Raw genomic sequence first — 19,282 nt, 5'->3', positions numbered from 1 at the left:
TCAGGCTCCTTTCGATAGATAATCAGTTACACCTCTAGCGATTGCCCTAGCAAACTGATCTTGCATTGTAGAATCGCTTAACAATTTCTCATCATCTGCATTGCTAATGAAAGCCGTTTCAACTAGGCAGGCAACCATATTCGTGTTAGTCAGCACATACAGCCCGTTAACGTGTGGTGTAGCGATTTTTAAGCCACGGTCAATAGTCTTAATCGAATTGACTATCTGAGCATCAATGCAGTTTGCAAGCTTATCGCCTTCATCAGAACCAGCACATGCCCAGCATTCAGTTCCTTTTGCTGAATCGTCAGCTGCACTATTACAGTGAATTGATATGAATAAATCCGCAGACCAATTATTTGCTGCTGAACATATTTCTTCTAACGAATCACTTTGCATTACCTGCGTTTCGTATCCAATTCGCTTTAGGTACTTTGATACTAGATTACCAATAGAAAAGGCTACGTCACTTTCACGTAGCCCTGTAACGGAATTAACCGCCCCCGGATCCGGTTCTCCATTTGGTGCATGTCCTTGATTTATGAAAATTTTCGCCATTTTCTATCCCTCCAATTTATCCAGCCTATGATGAGCAGACTTTGAACTTTGCTCAACAACTATCAGGCGTTTGTCAATTCCTTGTTGATCAAGTTTCATACTATCAAGCATTTTTTTAAACTCTTTAACCGAATCATTTAGTGCGTTAATTGCTGTTTGCAATGGATTAACAACTATGTATTTTGTAATTCCTGCGACAACACCAGCAACAAAGGTAATAATCGCAATAGTGGCTACAATATTAGTTAATATTTCACTCACGCCTCGCCCTCCCCTAGACATAAAAAATAGACGCTTACGCGCCTAATTAAACTAATTTAACTTGTAATGTTCCTGTGGTTGTCGTTGCTGCTCTTGCATATCCAACAATATCACCAGAAACTCTTTTTACAGCGATACCTGAACTATTGAGTTCCAACGGATCATTAAAAGCAATGTTCGACGTAGAACCATCAGCACTAATAGGAACAAAGCCGCCATCCTGAACAATTCCGAAATCACCGATTGCCATATTATCTAACGCTACGCCATACAGATTATTGCCAAATGACCAGGCTTTTACACCCGCCATGTCAGATGCCGAATCAAGTGTCAATAATGTTCCCCGTGTGATAGCCGACATGCTTGTATTTTTACAATAGGCATGAATTGACGGGTCAGCTATGCCCCATTTACCACCGTATAAATCTCCAAATACCCCTGTAGAAAATGGGACTTCGATGTTGTCAGTATATGTGGCGAGTATTCGCTCTATTTTATTACCACGAAGCTGAAATTCCCAACTAGGTTCCACATATGACAATTGTCCACCATAATCCTTGTAGTATCTAAGTTTTAGATATTCAGCTCGGCAACCTTCTGCAATAAATTTATCTTTACCATAACTTAATAAATCGCCTACTTGGATATATCTTGATATGCAGTTATACAATTCAAAACTACAGCCATCGCCTAAATAATGTGTATTTGAATTATGCGCCCATAAAGTTCCGTTTGTGCGAACACCCCTTGCAATGACGTGCTGATTTTGTCTTAACCCGCATGCAAGAGCATTTTGATAATTCTCGTTTGATGCGGGGTTTTCATTGATTAGATCACAATCAATAACTTCAATTGTTCCGTTTAATTGATCACCATCAATATGTACAGGGCATTTACAATTATTAGAAATAATTGTCATATTTCTAAGCGAAGCACGATTAATTTCAGATCCATAATACACAGGGTCAAAAGTAGCATATACTGCATTATAGTTCGACATTCTACGCACTATTTGTACGCCCGAACGCGATTGACCAATTATATCTACATAGTTTTTCATACCAGTATAATTACGTCCATCGCTTGACACATCATAAGTACCATTTAAAACTCGTAATACAACCTTTGAAAGCGAAGTACCACTTACTGTGTCTAAAGCTGTATTTATATCTGTGAAATCGCAATCTGTTCCAATAGTACCGCCAACCTTTACAACCTTTTCAGTCCGCGTTATTGTAAAAGATTGAAGCTTATCAATTGCATTTTGTACTTGATGGTGTGGACTATACAAATCAGTTCCATTTCTACCTAGTAACGTTGATTTATTAAATGACAATGATTCGTTCCAAGGATAAGCCTTGGTTCCTTTATAAACTTGTATATCAGCCTCACCAATACTAACTTTATCAATGGGTATCTCCATAATAAGATACTCATAATTAGATAAAGTAAATGATACAGGTGCAGCTAAATCATGAAACCCCCAACTTGTTCCTGGAAAAGCAGCGCGAAGATACTTCACAGTTACATTCTGACCTTGTATTTCAATTCCATTCTCAACTACTTGTACGCTTTTAGGAGTAATTTGCTCGTTTACGTTGGCGTATCTCGATTGTAAGAAACCAGCGTTGCTATATAATAAAACAAATACATCTGGAAGCAAGTTTATTTCTTGCCAAAAATATGTTTTCGTTCCTTTATATAAATTAATAGAGCTTCCTGAACAGTCTGCCATAATATAATCATATTCACCAGTTAATGCAATTGATGCTGTGCTAGCAACACCATTTACTAATGGCATTTCGATAAATGAACCATCACGCTTTTTATAGCGCATTCCAGCAATAGTTAATATGCTAGTGTTACTGTCAAACTTTATATTTCCTTTATTAATAATTATATCGCCAATAGCCATCACATCATCATTTATTGCTCCCGGGAATATACTAACTGTTTTAATTGATTTATCAGCAACAGGTGGTATCCATAATGATTTTTGCCAACTACCTGCACCAGGCGCACCCTGCTTAATCCAAATTCCATTTGAAGTACTGATAATGGCAGTTCCAGCAGAAATTACGCCCGTTCCAGTAACTAACATGGTTCCCGGGGTATTTCCTCCACCTAATGCAGTATCAGTAATAGTAATTATGTTTGTACTTGATGTGGCAGTAAATAGGGTATTAATCGTAGTGTTAGCATTCATCACAGCCGTTAAGTTTGTCGCTGATGTAGTTGTATCAGAACCTACAACAAATTGATTTCCTACGGCACTAGAAGCTACAGCCGTAAAAGTAATTCCATCAAATGCTACTGTGTCGCCAGCTACAAAATTAGATGAGATAGTATAAGAGTTTTTTCCTGCTACATACTTGTCTGCATAAATTAGTGCTTTAATTCCTGCGGCATGTGCTAAATCAGCATTCATCAATGCACAAGTTGCAAAATTTAAGTCGGATTGTGCTTGTGCTGCAAGATTAGCGGCATTTGCAGACGAAGCGGCTGTTACTTGGCTTTCCGCTGCTTGATTGGCATAAATTAGAGCGTTACTTTCAGAAGTTTTAGAATTAGTCTCGCTAATTTTAGAGTTAGTCTCAGATGTTTTTGCTGCTGTTGCTGATGCTGCCGCTGCTTGTTGTGAAGCCAATGCAGCAGCCGTTACATCTTCGCCAGTAACTGTAATTACTACGGTGTCGCTCATATTTTTGTTACCTCCGGTTCAACTTCAATATTTAAACTACATAGTTTTTTTATTGTATTTGTCGTAGTTGCTAAAAAAATATCAGAAACATAATTTGTAACATCGTCGCTCGTTTTTCCCCATGCAGGGATAGCAGAAGTTTGTTCGTGGGTTAAATTTATTTTAATTTGAGAAGTAGATGGTAATAATGCTGTTGTTACAGTTACCACGGGATTGGTATCTTGTGGAGTAGCTTTTATTTGCATATAAGCAGCACTGTAAATTGATAAATCATATAATGAGCCATTTGAATATTGGATAGTCAACAACTTATCCCAATCTTCACCTTGCTTGATTGTTAATGTTGCATCTGCCATATACTGCCTCCTCCCATATAATAATTATCTATTTTAAAATATTCTTTGACCGCCTGCAGCTGGGGCAGTAAATGCAATTTCTCTACGATTTCCATCACCATCATTCCATGAAAATGATAAATAGTCGCTGTTCCCATACAATGTAAGTTGATAATTATTGAGATTAACGGTTCCCGGAGTACAACCAAGTTTTGTTGTTCCTGTAAATGATGGATTTTCTGTTGGTGCTGCTCCAATATCGCTAGGTAACAGTGTATCATTTCCTCCGATACCATGAGTTGATTTATGCGCTAAAGGGGGTCTAGAATCGGTCAGTCTAGGGTCTGTGGTAACAACAGGTTCAGCCCCGTTAATTGTCGGGTTTCCTGTTATTGTAGGACTAACCAAAGGAGCTTTAGCAGCGATTAAGTTTGTTATGGTAGTTGCAAAATTTGGGTCATCCCCTAAAGCTGTAGCTAACTCGTTTAAAGTATCCAGTGTAGCGGGGGCAGAGTTGACCAAGGCAGCAATTTTATCATTTAATTGCTGTAATGTTGTCGGTTGCTTGTTTTCTGTAGCGTCAGGCAAATTATCAATTTTATTATTATGCATATCAATATCAGTATAATAATTTTTCCCAGCCAAATAATCACCTTCTTATGTTAAATATGCTGAACCAGCCAATGCAGTTGAAAAAGTAATAGTCAAAGCATTTAGTGAAGTGTAGCTTATAGTCCCTTCAATAGAATTGCCACTCGTATCAATGCATGAAACATAAGGACGCTTATTCAAATTGTGAGTAATCGTCCATACGGTGCTTGCAGTAGATTGAGTAAATGTATAACTGTTTGTGCTACCTTTGCCGTTGTTAGTCAGCGTATGAGTATAGGGCGTAACTTCATCCAACGTTTGCTCTTTTTGACCAAACACATTAAATGAAGTCAATTTTACATATATTGTTTGACCTATATTTACATCAACAAATTGATATTTAAATACTGCATCGTTTAACCTCGCAAATTTTGAATTTATGGCATGTGAAGCAATCGAAGTACCGTAAATACCGCGGACAAGGTAAGTCAAATTATATTTGCTAGCAGCTGTCAAATTAGCCGTTTCATAAGCGACTAATTCACCATCAACGTAACAAATTGTATTGTAATTTGTTGCATCATCCTGAGTACCGCTAGATAACTGACCGTTAGATTCAGTTAAATCTACGGCAAGCGTGTTCGTAGTGTCAGGACTTGTACCAGTTGGTAATGCAGTAGATAGTATTCCAGTTGGCGCAGGAGCCGTTATTTGTCCGACACGCTTATATGTGTTACCGTCTGCGCTAACCCAAACATTACAGCCGCCCCAATATTTATTATTGCTACTAGCCGCCACCCAAGCAACTAAATTCCCACCTGTTAACTGTGGAGGCGGATCAAATATAATTGGTGCGTTAACACTGCCAGGATCAGCATTATAATCTACAGTCGTTCTAGTTGCTGATTGTGTTTCATATTCCGGCGCAGAGCATACGCCGCTTAGATTATCTTCTAAAGTAACTTCGAGTGTGTAATCTGTTCCACTTTCTTTAATTGAAACTACTCGTAGTGCCGTAATTCCAAGGCCTGCTAATTCGAGCGTCAAAGTAACCGGGTCCATTGGTTCAAGCAAAATAAATTCTTGCCCTAACTTTATAACATGTTGATTGCGAATATAAAGCTGTTTTTGTTTAATTACTTCTGCTACAGCTTGCGCCACCGCCTTACTTGTAATTTCGTGATGAGTTTTAGTTGACATTTGCAAAACTCCGTTTAAATCAGCGTCGCCTAAATCTGTAGCGTATACAACGTCCGTATTATAATCGTTATCTCGATCTAAATATTCAAGCGGAACGCAGTTATAAACATCAGCTTGCGAAGTTCTAGTTGTAACAATTGAATCATCTTCTTGATTAATAAGCTTATCGTCAACAATGTTATAAATCGGTGTTAAATTATCATAATAAGGAATTATTTTTGCTTTACCTTGTGACCAGATTATTTCTGAATTTGTTGCTTCAAGCAAGTTATCTATAGTGTCTTTAGCTTGCGACTGTGAAGTAAGCGCGAGCGATAGTAATAATGAATTTGTCTTACAGTAAGTAGAATAATCTGACCAATCATAAATATAAGGGACAGGGAATTTGCAAGCATACGTTTGATTAGTCATGATTTCATAAATGATATCACGTGGATTTGCGTCTTTAGCTGTATACTGGACACTAGCCGAAAGAGCAACGTAATAAATCCGTATATTCAATGGATCAACGCGATCATACCCATCTGTACGGTCATCAAAGTTAAACGTATAAGTATAAACACCGGTTCGCTTATTACCATATGTGTCGGTATCCTGCGTAATCGTATAAAATCTTGTATCAAGCAATACCCATCCAGAACCAAATACGTATTCATATACACCGCTATTTGAAGACCAGTTTGAAATAGTAATAGTCTTCTGGAATGCATATTGTTGATATAAGTTTGTTGTTGGAGTCGCTTGCTGATTCTGGCATAGTCCGTAATATTCAAAATTATAATTTTGTAGGCTTGCGCTATCACCTAAATCAAGGACACCAGCAACATAGGCAGTCCCTGAATATCCTAAAGCTCTTTCAGGGTGGTTGGTTAACATATAGCCCCAAGCAGACTGACCAACAGAGCCATTAAATAATGTCATTCCTTCGCCGCCAAGGTCAGTTATACTACTACCCTTCCATATCTTTCCTATGTTAGTACATTTACCTTCGCCTAATGCGATTGCTGCTGCTACCGTATATGTATAGGTTGTATTAGAGGACTTGACACTACCGCCCTTTCCACCTGAAGTGGTAGTCGTGGTATGCGCGATAGCTGTGTAATCATCATAGTCTATCAGTGTTCCTGATACTCTTGTTGTGCCAAAAACTAAATTGATAACCGCGCCATAACTGGATTGAGTCACATTAAATGAACTTATGCGGCTTTCGGTTGATGAAACAGAGCTACTTTTAAAAAGGCCACCCATTTAATAATCACCGCCTTTTGGGCAATAAAAAAGGGACTCAATTGAGTCCCTAATCATTCCAACCATCGAAACTATAAATTCCTACTTCGAATGGTTTAAACCCTTTTCTATTTGACAAAGTAACTCCAGTTTTAACATGGCTATGAATTATAAATTCTTTATCACAACATAACGCGGCATGGTGTGGAACAAGAGAACCCTTCATCTTATAAACGATGATATCTCCGACCAAGGGCTCTCTATTAACTTCATGGCAATATTCTTTAATCTTGTTCAAATACATAGGAGTGGCACAATTTGCCGCTATGTCTATTGGATATGTAGGAATTTCAATATGTGGTAATAAGCCAACATTTTCAAAAACTTGCAAAATAAATAGGCCGCAATCAGTTCCTGCGCCCTTTATTCGGCCCCCGCAGTGGTAAGGAGTTTTCTGCCATGTAAGGGCTTCTTTAATTATCGCTTCACGTTCTAATTTTTCTTTATCAGTCATATTATTACTCCTTTCATCAGAGGAGGGTATCAGGAACGGGAAGAAAAGGAAAATCGCGAATATGTGTTAAATTATTGTAGGCCGCACAAGCCGCAATCGTTTTTGCACAGCCAGGATAAACTTTAAATGTATCGCCTGCGCTTACGGTAAATAAGAAAGGTGAACTAAGATTTATAGTTCCTCCTGAATACGTTTTGATTGTCCGTGTAACGCCTGAATTTTTGCCTGTAAGGCCAATAACTTTACCCTGAGTAAAATACCCGTCTGCCTGCGATAGTCCGCTTATAATCGAACTCTGTGAGCTTCCTGACTGTGCTGCACAAGTAACGGCGAGTGCTTCTATATCAATCGTGCACATGGAATCGCCGAACGTGTTAATACAGTTTGTAATGATTAGGTTTCGCGGTATATTAACATTTAATAGTTCCATCGGCGACTTAACAGTTAATTTGCATGATGTTAAACGGCTTTCATCAACATCTATACGGCCTAAGAAACGACCTTTAAGCACATAATCACTAGATATATTAGGCATGATATATTGCCACGGTATAGGCGAAAATAAGCGGTCAATAGACAAGTAACAGTTATCAAATGCACCAGACTTCAAGGCTGTATACCAAGTTACTCCAAGCGCATCGATCTTATCAAACGGATTATAATAAATTGATAAATCAGTCGTGCTTACCTCTGTTCCTCTGACCTCTGTAATATCGCCGTGGTCAATAGGCCAGTGTTGATATACATTCCCACCTACGTTTAAAGTTGTATCATGCCCGGTATAAAGTAATGTGCGGCCTGAATTGAGCCAAAAGACGTATAACTCAGCAATATACCACGTAGTAAGCGACCCGTTCATATGTTGCATAATTAGGTTTTGTAACGCATTGGAGACAACTTTCATAATTTTATCGTCTCCAATTCAAGTTCTTGCAGCTCCCAAGCATCACAGAAAATTTGTTCGAAATCGTTTGTATCTTCTTTGAAATGGCATCTATAATACCAATCTCCACACCAAGTTAATCTTGCTCCAAGCGTGGGGGCCGTAGCAAAAGTAATCATTGCTGCTGTATTCCATGTAAAGGCCGTAGTTGGTATCCCGTTAATAAGAATAATCGGTGTCATAACAAGGCCAAACACAGGTTCAACAAGTCCACCATAGTTTCTAGCTAATCTAAAACTAGTTGACGTTCCATCTCCTACACCAAATAATTGATTGTTTACCTCGTTACTTTCAAATTTAGGGTCAGCGAAAAGAAAATCTTGACCAGCACCGCCCATACGATTATAAAACCCCATCAATGTATGAATATCATCCCGCTGATCATTATTATCAGATAGATACTCAAATACCATTTTCAGCGTGTAATATGGGTATGAATATAATTGAAGAAACTTTGGTATTCCAGAACCTAGCCCTCGTTGCGTAATTGTACTATGGTTTGGCGTTTTGGTTATCGGATAAGTTAATCCGCGCAGAGTGGGAAAAATTAAATCGCTCATGTTATCACCCCTTTCAAAAGGGAAAACCGCCCAATTAGGGACGGTTTTTTTATGTTAATGACTTTTTGCTAAGAGAACCATAGCGAACAGCTTTTGTAACACCTTTTGATAATTCTCTAGTAGTTTGCTTATATATATCGTTTATTCCTCGACTATCAATCAAATTAGGTGAAAAATTACTTTTTATCGTAACCTTATTGCTGTTAGAATTGTTACTGCTAGAGCTTCCGTTGCTACCAAGGCTTCTAATATTATCAGCCAAATCAGGAGGCAATATCATTTCGTTCTTGTGAACCATAGCCAGCATATCAGAAGGTAACTGAGTGGCCCCAATATCGAAGCTGGGAACTGTAATTTGTGATACGGCTGTAGGAGTCGTGTAATAGCTTGACGGGCTTCTGCCAAGGCTCACAGTGCTTGTACTAGTTGATGTGGAAGAACCGCCACCGCCAAATAATGCACTCAAGGCATACATAATAGCCATTTCTTCAAGCATCTGTGTAAGCATAGTTCCTAAATCAGCAAGCACAGATGTTTTTGTTTTAGTCGAAGCGTTCTGTTCGGCTGTATTAACCTTTTGATTCGAAGTTTCTTTTTGAGCATCATTTTGTAGTGTGGTTGTTAATACTTGTGTGGAATTTTGTTTTAATTGATTTGTTAAATTTTGATTGTCAGATTTAGCGTCTTGAGTAGTAGCTTTACTTTTAAGTAATATCTGAGATAAGCTGGTTGTCCATTTTTGTGAAAAGTCAGTAGAAATCTGTTTTGCAAGCGCACTATAAAGGCTTTTAAATATGCTTCTAGCGTTTTCGGAAAACGACTTAGTTTTTGTCAATGTAGCGTCCAAAGCTTCTGACCATGCGTTTTGGTAAGCATTTATATAGGCTATTTGGTATCGGTTCAAATATTCATACGTTTGTTCTTCAGACTCGCGCTTTTTTTCTTCATAACTATTCCAAATATCTTCCAACTTAGATACGGCTTTTAGTGTCGCATCTTGATCTTTTGATAACGAAAGCATAGTTTGAACAGAAGTTTTTGCTTCTTCTGCCGTTTTTGCATTCTGAAATGATTTGTAGGCATCTAGCATAGCAGATTCAGAACCGGACTTTGCGGTTTTAGTTAATCCTTCTTGTAAAACTGGAAGTTGTTGCTGATACTTGGATTCATTAACCGCGTTTTTTGCGTTAAGAGCTTGCTGCGGAGTGATTAAATGAAGTTTTTCTTGATATTCAATTTCTTTATCAGCCATTACTTGCAAAGCATTAATGTGTTTTTTAATAACTTCTAATTCATCTTTTTGAAGAACTTTTATCCGGTTAGCTATTTCTTTATACTCTTCTGTGTCTGCTTTGGTTTTATCAAGCGAACCAGCAGGAGATATAGAAGATTTAAGCATATTCTCATATATCTTTTCTTGATAATTTCCTAGAGGTTGACCTTTTGATACTGCATCTTTAATACTTGCCTCTATTTTATGAACATTGTCTATACCTGCTTCGGTTAATGCTTCTGTTCTAGCATATGAAGCGGCTTGCATTTCTTGATCTTCTTTTTGCTTATCCTGCTGTAATTTAAGGCGTTCAGTTTCATATGCAGGAATATCTTTGCCAACTTGTCCAAGCATTGTTTGAAATAGGTAAAGCGTATCATTTGATTTCCAAAAACGGCCTTGCTCTAAAGCGGCAGTTTTTTCAGCCTGCAATTCTTCTTCATATGATTTTTTCATATCTTCATAGAATTTTTTACGCTGTTTTGCAGGATCTAATGCTTCATACTTTCCGCCTTCACCCATTGCATACTTATCATAAATGTTGCGAGCGTTTTCTTGCCGTTCCGGGTTTTCTGCCCACTCTGGTCGCTCATAGTTCTTAGAAACAGCATAAGCGGCCTCTTCAGGAGTCGTTGGATTAGATGAAAGAATACTGCCCAAAGCACCAGATTCATTATGTTTTAATTCATAATTTACATAAGCAAGCTGTGTATCCATTGACGAAGCATTAGAATAATTTGATGATGCAAAATTTTGCAATCCTTCAAGCCTTGCGCCTGTCCATTGTCCTAGCCCATAAGAACCTGAACCATCTTGTGCGGTAACATTAGGATCCATACCTGATTCAGTCATAAGATTACCGACTATACCAGCAGATATTTCCTTTGAATATCCTTGACTTACAAAATAGTCATAAGCTATTCTTTCAGGTGAATTATCAACTTGCTTCTTGTTTTTTTTCTTTGATGTTGCAGGCGGTACTTCATCTCCGCCTGTAGACATAGTTTGCGGTGTAACATATCCTTGTGTTGCTGCTAATTCTTGTTTACCAAGCTTTAATTTTAAATCGGTAATTTTTTGTGTAAGAGCATTTTCTTCGTCGGTTACATCAGCAGGTTTCCAGTTTTTTAGTCTCTCTAGTTCAGCCTGCAATTTATCGTTATCGTCACCGACTCCAACTATTTTTTTAAAATTATCTTTACCAACTAAATTTTCACCGAATTTATTAAAAGACACTTGAGCGCTTAAATATCCAGCGTACATATCCATAGCTTTTTTTTGAGCTTGCGCTAAATATCCCCACGCAGAAGTTTCAGAACGTATAGTATCTATTCTGTCAACGGCTGCTTGAATTGCATCTTTTGTATAATCTATCTGCTGCTGTTTTAAAGTAGCAAGTTCGTCTTTAATAGAATTAGTTTTATCCGTATGAGCAGATTGTTCATCTTTAATTGCTTGTTTTACATCACTTGATGATTTGATTCGTTCTAATCCATCTTCGCCAACAATTTTAGCAAGTTCATTTTCAGTAACTTCAAGGTCTTTTTTAGTCTTATTTACTTTTTCCTCGTTGCCCTGCACGTCTTGTAATTGTTTAGTTAACTGAATATAAGCATCGCCGAGAGTGCCAATAAATTCAGTCTGCTTTTGCGACATTTCAACTTCTTGTTCTTTTATTGCAACCGCATCTTGATTTTTTTGTTGCAACTTATCTTGTTCAGTTGCTTGTTGGCCAAGCATTGACGCATAATTAGCACCGCCAATAGCCGCAGCTATCAAAGCACCAGTAAGCAAATTTAAACCGCCACTTGCTACCGTTGTTACAGTTGCCCATGTTCCAGTAGCCGCCGTTGCTTCAACAGTTGCCACTGTGTCAGCTTCTTTTGCTACCGTTTCAACACCTATGGCTACCGCAGTAGATCGCGAAGTTGTTGCGTTTGCGTCTTTTGAGACTGAGTTTATGTTTGTTGCTGCTGTATTAGCTACTGTTGAAATCGTATCTGCTGTTTTGGCGGCTTGTACGGTTATCAAGGCATTACGCATACCGGTAATACCTGTTCCTAAAAAGGTAAGGGCTTTATACCCTATATATGCCTCTGCACCTAATTTTGCTATTGAACCAATTGTCTGATATGTACTTGCTGGAATTTGTTGTAACCCCTTGAGGAAATCATTTACTGAGTCCAACATTTCTTTTATGGCAGTTGACAATCCAGAACTTCCAACGCCTGTAAGAACCCCCGTAAGAGATGCCTTGACCTGTTCAGCTTTGCGGGATATAGTATCCATTTGTGCAGCTATTTGCCCTTCTGAAAATCCCGTGGACTGAATAGATAGGTTATATGCTTTTATAAAATCGGCATAATCGCCGAATAAGGCCGCTGCTTTGGACCATTGGAACTTGCCGCCAGATATATCCTGTAAATCTTTTGCCATATTTTTGCTTGTTTCGTGTGTCTTGAGCATTAAATCTGTAATTACGCTACTAACATCACGAAAATGCTGTGTACCGTTTTGATCAAATGTAGTTACTTCAATTCCAAGTGCTTTTAAATCAGCAATTGCCTTATCAGAACGGATACTAGAAAAAATAGATTTTAAGGCATTACCAATATTGGCACCTTCAAGTCCAGTAGTTTTAATCATCGTAGAAGCTAATGCGTTTGTCGTGTCAAGCGATACACCGACAGCATGCGCAGCCGCGCCGCTTCGCATTAACGCTTCTGCTAAGTCCGTAGCACTCGATTGAGCATTATGTGCAATATTAGTCCAAGAGTCAACAATATGGCTTGCGTAGCTTACTGCATCAGCTTGTCTGCCGAATGAATTGATAGTTGATTCAACCGCTCTATTAGCAAGCGTAACGTCCATCATATCAGCAGTCGCTAATTTAGCAGATAATCCAGTAAGTTGCATGATTTCGCCAACATCTTTATAACCGCGTCCCCACAATTTACCAGCTTCGATAATTTTATCAACACTCATGCCGTATTGTTCAGCAATCGTTATAAACTGTTCAGACACACCGTTCAATGCTTGCTGATTATTATGAAGTTGTGGCAATACCTGAACCATACCAGCCATTTGCTTTTCAACATCGGCAATCGTATGAATAGCTTCAAATGGAGCTGCTATTACCGCACCTGTGATGCTGGCAGCAGCCATCCATTGAAGATGTCCACGAACTTTTGAAAGAATAGATTCATAAACCGTCGCTGATTTAGAGGCATCCAATAGAGCTTTTTGATTAGCCTTTCCAGCTTCTTCGGCAGCTTTTTTTTGCTCATTCTCAGCATTTACCCTGCTTTGCATTTGTGACTGAATAAGTTCACTATTCTTTTTTTGCTGAGATTCAATATCTTTGTAATACTGTACATCTGATTGCCTGCTTTGTTGAGCTTTTAAGTTTGATATATATTCACTTTGCTTGGCATTAGTGCTTTCAATTGCTTTTTGAATTTTCTGTTCTGCTTGTAAGGCTGCTTCTCTATTATCCCCAATAGCAGTCTTGAATGACCCCAACCGAGCTAAGATTGAATCATACTTTCCTTTAGCTTCATCAAATGATTTTGTACCAAAGGTTTTTTCGGTTTCTATACGTGCTTCATGAAGTTGAGATTGAAGAGTTTTATATTTTTGAGTAGCACTTTCGGCGGCTGATCCAGCCTCGCTAGTTTGTTTGGCAAGAGATGACGCAGATTCTTTTGCACTTTCAGTTGCTTGCTTAATAGAATCGAATGATTTAGAACTTATACCAGCTTTTTCAATATCATCTGTCATTTTAGAAAAGATAGAAGAAACACCATCAGCTGAACTCTGAATATTTTTAAGCAGATCACTTATACCTTTTGTAAGGTTACCATAATCTGCCGAAACTACTACTTTGTATTCACCAAGATTATTTGTATCAGCCATTTATGCACCTCCTTTACCTTTTCTTACTACACCACCGGACATACCAAACATTGCTTTAAATGCTTCCAATTGTTGCGATTCAAAAGCAAATCTTTGCTCTTTTGTTAAACTATCCCAATTAGAAGGGTGAGGTTGTCCACCATCATTACTTGATTCGTATGAATCGTTACCAACATTATTTTTTGTTCCGCCTTTAACTTTTGCCGCTCCTTTGCAGTAAGCATCAAGTGCCATCTGTATAACAGTTCCAGCAGGCGGATTATCAATCATATATTCTGTAGCACAGTACACATCAATAAAAGACATTTCCCATTTTATATATTGCTTTGTATATCCAAAAGCCGCAGACAATGAAGTATAAAGCTTAAGAGCCTTTAACTCTTTAGGCTCTTCATAACTATCTTTTAACTTTTTGCTTCTCCTTTTGCCTGCGGTTCTACGTTTTTTTCTTTATCAATTGATACCATTTCTTGCACACGAACTTCACGGTCAATAAGAACGCCTGCCGCTAAAATGACATCTACAAGTCTTAAATTTTGAATAAACTCTTCTTCATCAATATCTGGATAATTACGTTTAATAGCTAACATAATAAGTTTTCTAGCATCTTTTAACGTTTTTCCAGTAAAAGGATTCAATAAAGGATTACCATGCATAGCATCTAAAGAGCGAGCAATGTCAACAATTTTAATCATTGCCTCATAATCTTCGTATGCAATATAAGGTAAATCTGGCATGATATAGGTTTTATCACGAAAAGAAACTTCCGTCCCTTCAAATTTTACTGTTGCCATTTATAATCAACCTTCTTATTTGCAAAATTAAAGCCCACCGCAAAGGATGGGCTAGTTTTATTTATTGTGCTGTAGCATCGTCTAAATAGAGATATCCTAAAATATCAGCAGATGTAGACATGGCCTTTGCTTCGAGCGAAGGTAACATGAAATCTTCCATTTTAGCATTTAAGCTAGTTCCTGCCGCCATCACGCGAGGAAATACAACATGTAATTGCACTCCTGCAAGTTGTGAGAAAAATTCAAGTTGGTAAGGTTTTTGACTTCCCATTAAGTTGTTTTTAATAGTAATAGTTGAGCCGGTATCCATATTGTAGTTGTAAATTACTTGGACGTTGTGTCCGGCATCAGCAGCGGCAAACGTGAACGTATTAATCGCCTGTGAAGCTGTAACCGTTCCGCTAGATACTACGCCAGTTCCGGTATAAGTAGCGGCAATAGGAGTATGACCATCACCAGCCGTAGTTTCGGTTAATGTAAATGTTGCATTGAGTTTCGCTACCGTATAAATTGCATTTACGGTAGCGTTAGCAGCAAGAACTGTCTGAATGTTTGTTACGGTGTCCGCAATCGTAGTTCCTACATTAAATTGAAGCCCTGTTGCTCCGCTTGTTTTTGCTGTAAGCGTTACACCGCCAACAGTAATGGTATCGTCAGCCGCAAAATTTGTTGTTACTGTATAAGTCATTGCACCGGCGACAGTAGACTGAGCAAACAAAAATTGTCCAGTGGTCGGAGTGCCGGAAGTAATTTTTGTCATTGGAATTGCAAGTGATGGATTTGTTACATCGTAAACAACCAAAAGTTTATTAAACGTACCGCTGTCAGGAATAGTACCAAGTGAAGCCGTGTAAGGACTAGACGAAGGGACCGCTAAAACAGGTGCAGGGTCTATCATCTTAACAACGCCTGCCGATTTTGTACCATTTAAGAGCAAATTAATAGAATCAGACGTAATCTCTGCAAATTCTCCTTTAATATCAACGGAACGTTTACCAGAAGCAATGTAAATAGCATCTTGTCCACGGCCATATAAGTCTTTAAGATTTACCTTAAAATCCATTGAAAAACTCTGCAATTGGCGATATTCAATAGAATTACCATCTTGCGTAGTTGCCACGGATCTTCCTTTATCAAATTGAAACATTTAGGACATTCCTCCTCGTTTTTTACAATAAAAAAAGCACCATATTAGGTGCTTTTTAAACTTGTCGAATTCGACCATATTAGGCATAAATTAAATTTTGATTCGCATATATCAACCATTCAGACATAAAATAATGAGTCTGAGTATCACTGTCATATAACGGACATTTTGTTCCTGGAAGTTTGCGGCAGGTTACTAACCCTTTTGGGGCCGTTCTGAGTGTATCAACAATCATATTTAGCAAATACGCCACATCGCTGTTTTTTGACCAACCATGAATATAATAGCGGTCTTTATCAAAAGGAATACCGCCTTTCAATGCACCAGAACTATTGGAACAAATCGTAATTGCCGGATACACAGGATTAGCAACCGAATTAAGATATGACGGATAAATGGCCTTACTGCTGATTCCTGTATCTGCGTCAGTCCATGTGCCAATAAAAGAAGCCAGCTCCGTATTTGTTAGGAGTTGACTTCGAAGTATGGCTATAATGGGATCATAGTCTTTAACTTGCATAGGCGTTACCTTCCTTGCGTAGTGGCAATAATTCCATCAAGCGATTGATTGAACCCTTCTCCGATAAAATTACGAGGCCGCTGCTTTGATGTACCAGTTATTAAGTCGCCAATGTAAGGAACTTTATCCTCTTGCACTCCAACCTCAACAGTTGATTGCACCATGTTGAGATTTTCTGACTTCTCAATATTGGCAAGCAATGTGCCACTTTGTGAATGTACAGCATTGTCAGGGTGTGGACCTGAGTCAACCGAATAGCGTTTGCTATATGGGTGCCCCATGTCTGCTAATTGTTTCAACGTGTGGTCAGTCATAGCAGCGTGATTCTTGACCGAATCCTCTACAATAGTTCCAGAAATGGCAAGCCTAGCATTCATCTTACCTGTTTCAACGGGGATGATTGCGCGAATATTGGCTAGGACGCTTTGTAATCCTTCAAGTTTGGCAGGCATCTACAGCACCCCACCTTGGAGTTTTATTTTTTGATACGCTATCTGATTGTAGTTCTTCACATTCAGCACCTTATATTTACTGCTCGTCGACAAATCAGTAATAATGTCCTTTTCCTTTATATCTGACAGGTTGCAGTACATTTCAAGCGTAGTAAGTACAGTGGAACCAGAGGTGGTAACTGTTACGTCGCCCTTGTCAGGGACTAGCGTACAAGGCATAGAAGCTATTGTAATCCCTGTTTGTGTTACTGGGCTACCATCTGGCTTAACTCCGGTTACTCTTGTACCTGTTATGCTAACTGAATCGTCCATAATAACTCTGGCAAGTAATACTTGTCTGTGATTAAACCAATCTTTAGGCTCAATAACTAAATAAATATCGTTGCCATCAATATACCGTGTGTTGTAATTAGCAACATCATTAGTAAAAAATTGATGTGAGTTTTTATACGGTAACCCGATACTATTAGCATTGGTTGTGCGAGTTTTTAAAGGTTGTAAGTCACCGGAAATAGTACCGCTATCCACCCATACCTTATTTACTACTTTTTGAACCGTTAAGGTTTTGGTAATGGGAATTTTAACAGTAAACCGCATAATTACCAGCCACCTTCGTTGTCCATAATCCCTTTTCTAAACGCAGGTTGGACAAGGCTTGTATCCGATTGTAAAGACCGCCTATCAGACACAGTAGTTCCGCCAGCATACGGAATTGCAGCAATACCAGCATCAAAATAAAGCGAATCAGATAAAGCATTGTAATGATCTATTAATTGACCGTATTTTGTCTGTACATCACCTACTGTTTGGTCAACCAGCCGCGCATATTTAGCTATAATGTTTTGACACGCAGCATATGCTGCCCCGTTAACGCTTGATTTTTTAGTCAGTAGATAATTTATTTCTTCGTCTTGCAGTAATGGGTCGCTACTATCGGTATCCCCAATTGAAAATCTGACAGCATCTTTTAAACTTGTACTTGGATCGCCGCTATATGTCCATGGCATTCTTAATCCTCCTAATCAGAGGAGTTATTTTTTATTTTTAGCGGCTTCCTCTGCTTCCTTCTTTGCCGCTTCTTCTGCTTTTTTGGCCTCTGCATCAGCCTTAGCCTTTTCTTCTGCCGCCTTTTTAGCGGCTTCCTCTGCTTCCTTCTGCTCATAAACTTTGATTTCTTCTTCTGTGGCATAAGTCAAAAAACGGTATTCAATCATTTCATGCAAATTTATAAAAGAAGCAGCACCGGGTACAATATCGCCCGGCGCATAATCTTTACCTTGACAGGTAATATGTTTCAATGCTTTAAATAACATCGCTCATGTACGCCCCCAAGTCTTTGCATACTACCTTACAATCAAAGTACATTTCTCCTTCAACCTTGTATGCTTTAAGGTCTTGATTCCACCATTTGCTGATTGCAGTACCGTAAGCGCCGGAACCCATTAATCCAGTCCACGGGAAAATATAACCAGCAGATGGAGTTTGAAGTCCAGGAGAATCAGGCGCATACGTTAATAATGCACGATTAGATAGCTGAAATCCAGTATTGGCAGTAGCCCCTTTGGCAGCCGTATTTACGACAGATTCAGCAATAACAAGTTTCTTAATATCAAAATATTGAGCTAAAACAGAAGTAACCTGACCAGGATTAGCAACCATTACGTACTTAATATTATCCTTAATCGCCGGGTGGTCAAGCAACGTGCTATAAACATCATAAGAAATAGTGAGAGTGTTAGGCTTAAATCCGGTAGTTGATAAAATTAACTTTTTCAAATAACGAATATCCTTACCAGGAGTAGAACTGGAATAATCACTCCATTTGATAAAACTGGTTCCAGCAGATGGAGAGCTAGCAACGCCACCGACATTAGTACCCCACAAATTAGCGCCGAAATATTTTGTAGCAAATATCCGCTCTCTTGCAAGCAACATTTTATGAGTTACAAAGTTCGTTGCGTCCTCAAAAGGCTTTAACGGCGAATCAGAATTTGCTAAATCTTCATCAGTTACTTTCTTATTGAACGCATAACGGCGGCAGAAGTAAGACGGCGTATTGTCAATATCGTAATCACCAGTAGCCGATTCAGTACCAGCGGCCCGTTCTTTTGCTTCATCCCTCATAAAATCGTCTTTATCATAAACAAAATAGCGATCAGATTTTTTCTGTACATCTACATTAGGAAAAACCTTATCGGCAACAAAAGCATCACTGCTTTGAATATAAGCCACGCTTAAATTAGTTAGCATAGAATCTACATGAGTTTGAGAACTCTTAGGCATTTATATAT

Annotated in this window: 19 protein-coding genes; all 19 read right to left on the bottom strand. The window is 38.5% G+C overall.

Features of this window, described 5'->3' with window-relative positions; all coding sequences use genetic code 11:
- The 19 genes from Ga0466249_RS11205 to Ga0466249_RS11115 all read right to left on the bottom strand — a co-directional run bounded on the left by Ga0466249_RS11205 (window position 1) and on the right by Ga0466249_RS11115 (window position 19,274).
- On the bottom strand, window positions 1–558 hold the full coding sequence (locus Ga0466249_RS11205; protein WP_215829553.1) for an N-acetylmuramoyl-L-alanine amidase family protein: 558 nt from the start codon (window positions 556–558) through the stop codon (window positions 1–3).
- Window positions 559–561: 3 nt separating this feature from the next.
- Entirely contained in the window at window positions 562–819 is a 258-nt protein-coding gene (locus Ga0466249_RS11200; RefSeq protein WP_215829552.1) for a hypothetical protein, read from the bottom strand.
- Window positions 820–865: 46 nt separating this feature from the next.
- The gene (locus Ga0466249_RS11195; RefSeq protein ID WP_215829551.1) at window positions 866–3,520 is read right to left on the bottom strand and encodes a hypothetical protein; all 2,655 of its coding nucleotides are present in this window, start codon (window positions 3,518–3,520) and stop codon (window positions 866–868) included.
- Window positions 3,517–3,876 carry a hypothetical protein gene (locus Ga0466249_RS11190; protein ID WP_215829550.1) on the bottom strand — a complete coding sequence of 120 codons (360 nt, stop codon included), beginning with the start codon at window positions 3,874–3,876 and terminating at the stop codon, window positions 3,517–3,519. Before Ga0466249_RS11190 ends, Ga0466249_RS11195 begins: the two co-directional genes overlap by 4 nt.
- Window positions 3,877–3,909: 33 nt before the next feature.
- The gene (locus Ga0466249_RS11185) at window positions 3,910–4,500 is read right to left on the bottom strand and encodes a CoaC/EpiD family decarboxylase (RefSeq protein WP_215829737.1); all 591 of its coding nucleotides are present in this window, start codon (window positions 4,498–4,500) and stop codon (window positions 3,910–3,912) included.
- A gap of 12 nt (window positions 4,501–4,512) precedes the next feature.
- Window positions 4,513–6,894 carry a phage tail protein gene (locus tag Ga0466249_RS11180; RefSeq protein ID WP_215829549.1) on the bottom strand — a complete coding sequence of 794 codons (2,382 nt, stop codon included), beginning with the start codon at window positions 6,892–6,894 and terminating at the stop codon, window positions 4,513–4,515.
- Between the two features lie 49 nt (window positions 6,895–6,943).
- Window positions 6,944–7,387 (bottom strand): NlpC/P60 family protein, encoded by a 444-nt coding sequence (locus Ga0466249_RS11175; RefSeq protein ID WP_215829548.1) that lies wholly within the window; start codon window positions 7,385–7,387, stop codon window positions 6,944–6,946.
- 16 nt (window positions 7,388–7,403) lie between these two features.
- Window positions 7,404–8,291 carry a DUF2163 domain-containing protein gene (locus tag Ga0466249_RS11170; RefSeq protein WP_215829547.1) on the bottom strand — a complete coding sequence of 296 codons (888 nt, stop codon included), beginning with the start codon at window positions 8,289–8,291 and terminating at the stop codon, window positions 7,404–7,406.
- Window positions 8,288–8,890 carry a DUF2460 domain-containing protein gene (locus Ga0466249_RS11165; protein ID WP_215829546.1) on the bottom strand — a complete coding sequence of 201 codons (603 nt, stop codon included), beginning with the start codon at window positions 8,888–8,890 and terminating at the stop codon, window positions 8,288–8,290. Before Ga0466249_RS11165 ends, Ga0466249_RS11170 begins: the two co-directional genes overlap by 4 nt.
- Window positions 8,891–8,939: 49 nt before the next feature.
- Window positions 8,940–14,078, bottom strand: coding sequence for a phage tail tape measure protein (locus tag Ga0466249_RS11160; protein WP_215829545.1), 5,139 nt, complete (start codon window positions 14,076–14,078; stop codon window positions 8,940–8,942).
- Window positions 14,079–14,384: a hypothetical protein gene (locus Ga0466249_RS11155; RefSeq protein WP_215829544.1), complete on the bottom strand. Its 306-nt coding sequence runs from the start codon at window positions 14,382–14,384 to the stop codon at window positions 14,079–14,081. It abuts the gene before it with no gap.
- Between the two features lie 98 nt (window positions 14,385–14,482).
- Entirely contained in the window at window positions 14,483–14,872 is a 390-nt protein-coding gene (locus tag Ga0466249_RS11150) for a hypothetical protein (protein ID WP_215829543.1), read from the bottom strand.
- A 61-nt stretch (window positions 14,873–14,933) separates the two neighbouring features.
- Window positions 14,934–16,019, bottom strand: coding sequence for a hypothetical protein (locus tag Ga0466249_RS11145; RefSeq protein WP_215829542.1), 1,086 nt, complete (start codon window positions 16,017–16,019; stop codon window positions 14,934–14,936).
- A gap of 79 nt (window positions 16,020–16,098) precedes the next feature.
- Window positions 16,099–16,539 (bottom strand): hypothetical protein, encoded by a 441-nt coding sequence (locus Ga0466249_RS11140; RefSeq protein ID WP_215829541.1) that lies wholly within the window; start codon window positions 16,537–16,539, stop codon window positions 16,099–16,101.
- Between the two features lie 5 nt (window positions 16,540–16,544).
- A complete protein-coding gene (locus Ga0466249_RS11135) occupies window positions 16,545–16,991 on the bottom strand; it encodes a hypothetical protein (protein WP_215829540.1) in 447 nt (148 codons plus the stop codon).
- Window positions 16,992–17,588, bottom strand: coding sequence for a hypothetical protein (locus Ga0466249_RS11130; protein ID WP_215829539.1), 597 nt, complete (start codon window positions 17,586–17,588; stop codon window positions 16,992–16,994). It lies immediately after the preceding gene.
- A gap of 2 nt (window positions 17,589–17,590) precedes the next feature.
- On the bottom strand, window positions 17,591–17,998 hold the full coding sequence (locus tag Ga0466249_RS11125) for a hypothetical protein (RefSeq protein WP_215829538.1): 408 nt from the start codon (window positions 17,996–17,998) through the stop codon (window positions 17,591–17,593).
- A 24-nt stretch (window positions 17,999–18,022) separates the two neighbouring features.
- Window positions 18,023–18,304 carry a hypothetical protein gene (locus Ga0466249_RS11120; protein WP_215829537.1) on the bottom strand — a complete coding sequence of 94 codons (282 nt, stop codon included), beginning with the start codon at window positions 18,302–18,304 and terminating at the stop codon, window positions 18,023–18,025.
- Window positions 18,294–19,274, bottom strand: coding sequence for a hypothetical protein (locus Ga0466249_RS11115; RefSeq protein ID WP_215829536.1), 981 nt, complete (start codon window positions 19,272–19,274; stop codon window positions 18,294–18,296). Before Ga0466249_RS11115 ends, Ga0466249_RS11120 begins: the two co-directional genes overlap by 11 nt.
- Window positions 19,275–19,282 lie beyond the last annotated feature (8 nt).

Source organism: Pelorhabdus rhamnosifermentans (assembly GCF_018835585.1).
GTDB classification, from domain to species: domain Bacteria; phylum Bacillota; class Negativicutes; order UMGS1260; family UMGS1260; genus Pelorhabdus; species Pelorhabdus rhamnosifermentans.
This window is presented reverse-complemented; position numbering and strand designations above follow the sequence as displayed.

What these genes read in the sequence shown, in the direction of transcription:
- Ga0466249_RS11205 (WP_215829553.1), bottom strand. Translation starts at nt 558, where the DNA reads ATGGCGAAAATTTTCATAAATCAAGGACATGCACCAAATGGAGAACCG.
- Ga0466249_RS11195 (WP_215829551.1), bottom strand. Translation starts at nt 3,520, where the DNA reads ATGAGCGACACCGTAGTAATTACAGTTACTGGCGAAGATGTAACGGCT.
- Ga0466249_RS11190 (WP_215829550.1), bottom strand. Translation starts at nt 3,876, where the DNA reads ATGGCAGATGCAACATTAACAATCAAGCAAGGTGAAGATTGGGATAAG.
- Ga0466249_RS11180 (WP_215829549.1), bottom strand. Translation starts at nt 6,894, where the DNA reads ATGGGTGGCCTTTTTAAAAGTAGCTCTGTTTCATCAACCGAAAGCCGC.
- Ga0466249_RS11175 (WP_215829548.1), bottom strand. Translation starts at nt 7,387, where the DNA reads ATGACTGATAAAGAAAAATTAGAACGTGAAGCGATAATTAAAGAAGCC.
- Ga0466249_RS11170 (WP_215829547.1), bottom strand. Translation starts at nt 8,291, where the DNA reads ATGAAAGTTGTCTCCAATGCGTTACAAAACCTAATTATGCAACATATG.
- Ga0466249_RS11165 (WP_215829546.1), bottom strand. Translation starts at nt 8,890, where the DNA reads ATGAGCGATTTAATTTTTCCCACTCTGCGCGGATTAACTTATCCGATA.
- Ga0466249_RS11160 (WP_215829545.1), bottom strand. Translation starts at nt 14,078, where the DNA reads ATGGCTGATACAAATAATCTTGGTGAATACAAAGTAGTAGTTTCGGCA.
- Ga0466249_RS11155 (WP_215829544.1), bottom strand. Translation starts at nt 14,384, where the DNA reads ATGTCTTTTATTGATGTGTACTGTGCTACAGAATATATGATTGATAAT.
- Ga0466249_RS11150 (WP_215829543.1), bottom strand. Translation starts at nt 14,872, where the DNA reads ATGGCAACAGTAAAATTTGAAGGGACGGAAGTTTCTTTTCGTGATAAA.
- Ga0466249_RS11145 (WP_215829542.1), bottom strand. Translation starts at nt 16,019, where the DNA reads ATGTTTCAATTTGATAAAGGAAGATCCGTGGCAACTACGCAAGATGGT.
- Ga0466249_RS11140 (WP_215829541.1), bottom strand. Translation starts at nt 16,539, where the DNA reads ATGCAAGTTAAAGACTATGATCCCATTATAGCCATACTTCGAAGTCAA.
- Ga0466249_RS11135 (WP_215829540.1), bottom strand. Translation starts at nt 16,991, where the DNA reads ATGCCTGCCAAACTTGAAGGATTACAAAGCGTCCTAGCCAATATTCGC.
- Ga0466249_RS11130 (WP_215829539.1), bottom strand. Translation starts at nt 17,588, where the DNA reads ATGCGGTTTACTGTTAAAATTCCCATTACCAAAACCTTAACGGTTCAA.
- Ga0466249_RS11125 (WP_215829538.1), bottom strand. Translation starts at nt 17,998, where the DNA reads ATGCCATGGACATATAGCGGCGATCCAAGTACAAGTTTAAAAGATGCT.
- Ga0466249_RS11120 (WP_215829537.1), bottom strand. Translation starts at nt 18,304, where the DNA reads ATGTTATTTAAAGCATTGAAACATATTACCTGTCAAGGTAAAGATTAT.
- Ga0466249_RS11115 (WP_215829536.1), bottom strand. Translation starts at nt 19,274, where the DNA reads ATGCCTAAGAGTTCTCAAACTCATGTAGATTCTATGCTAACTAATTTA.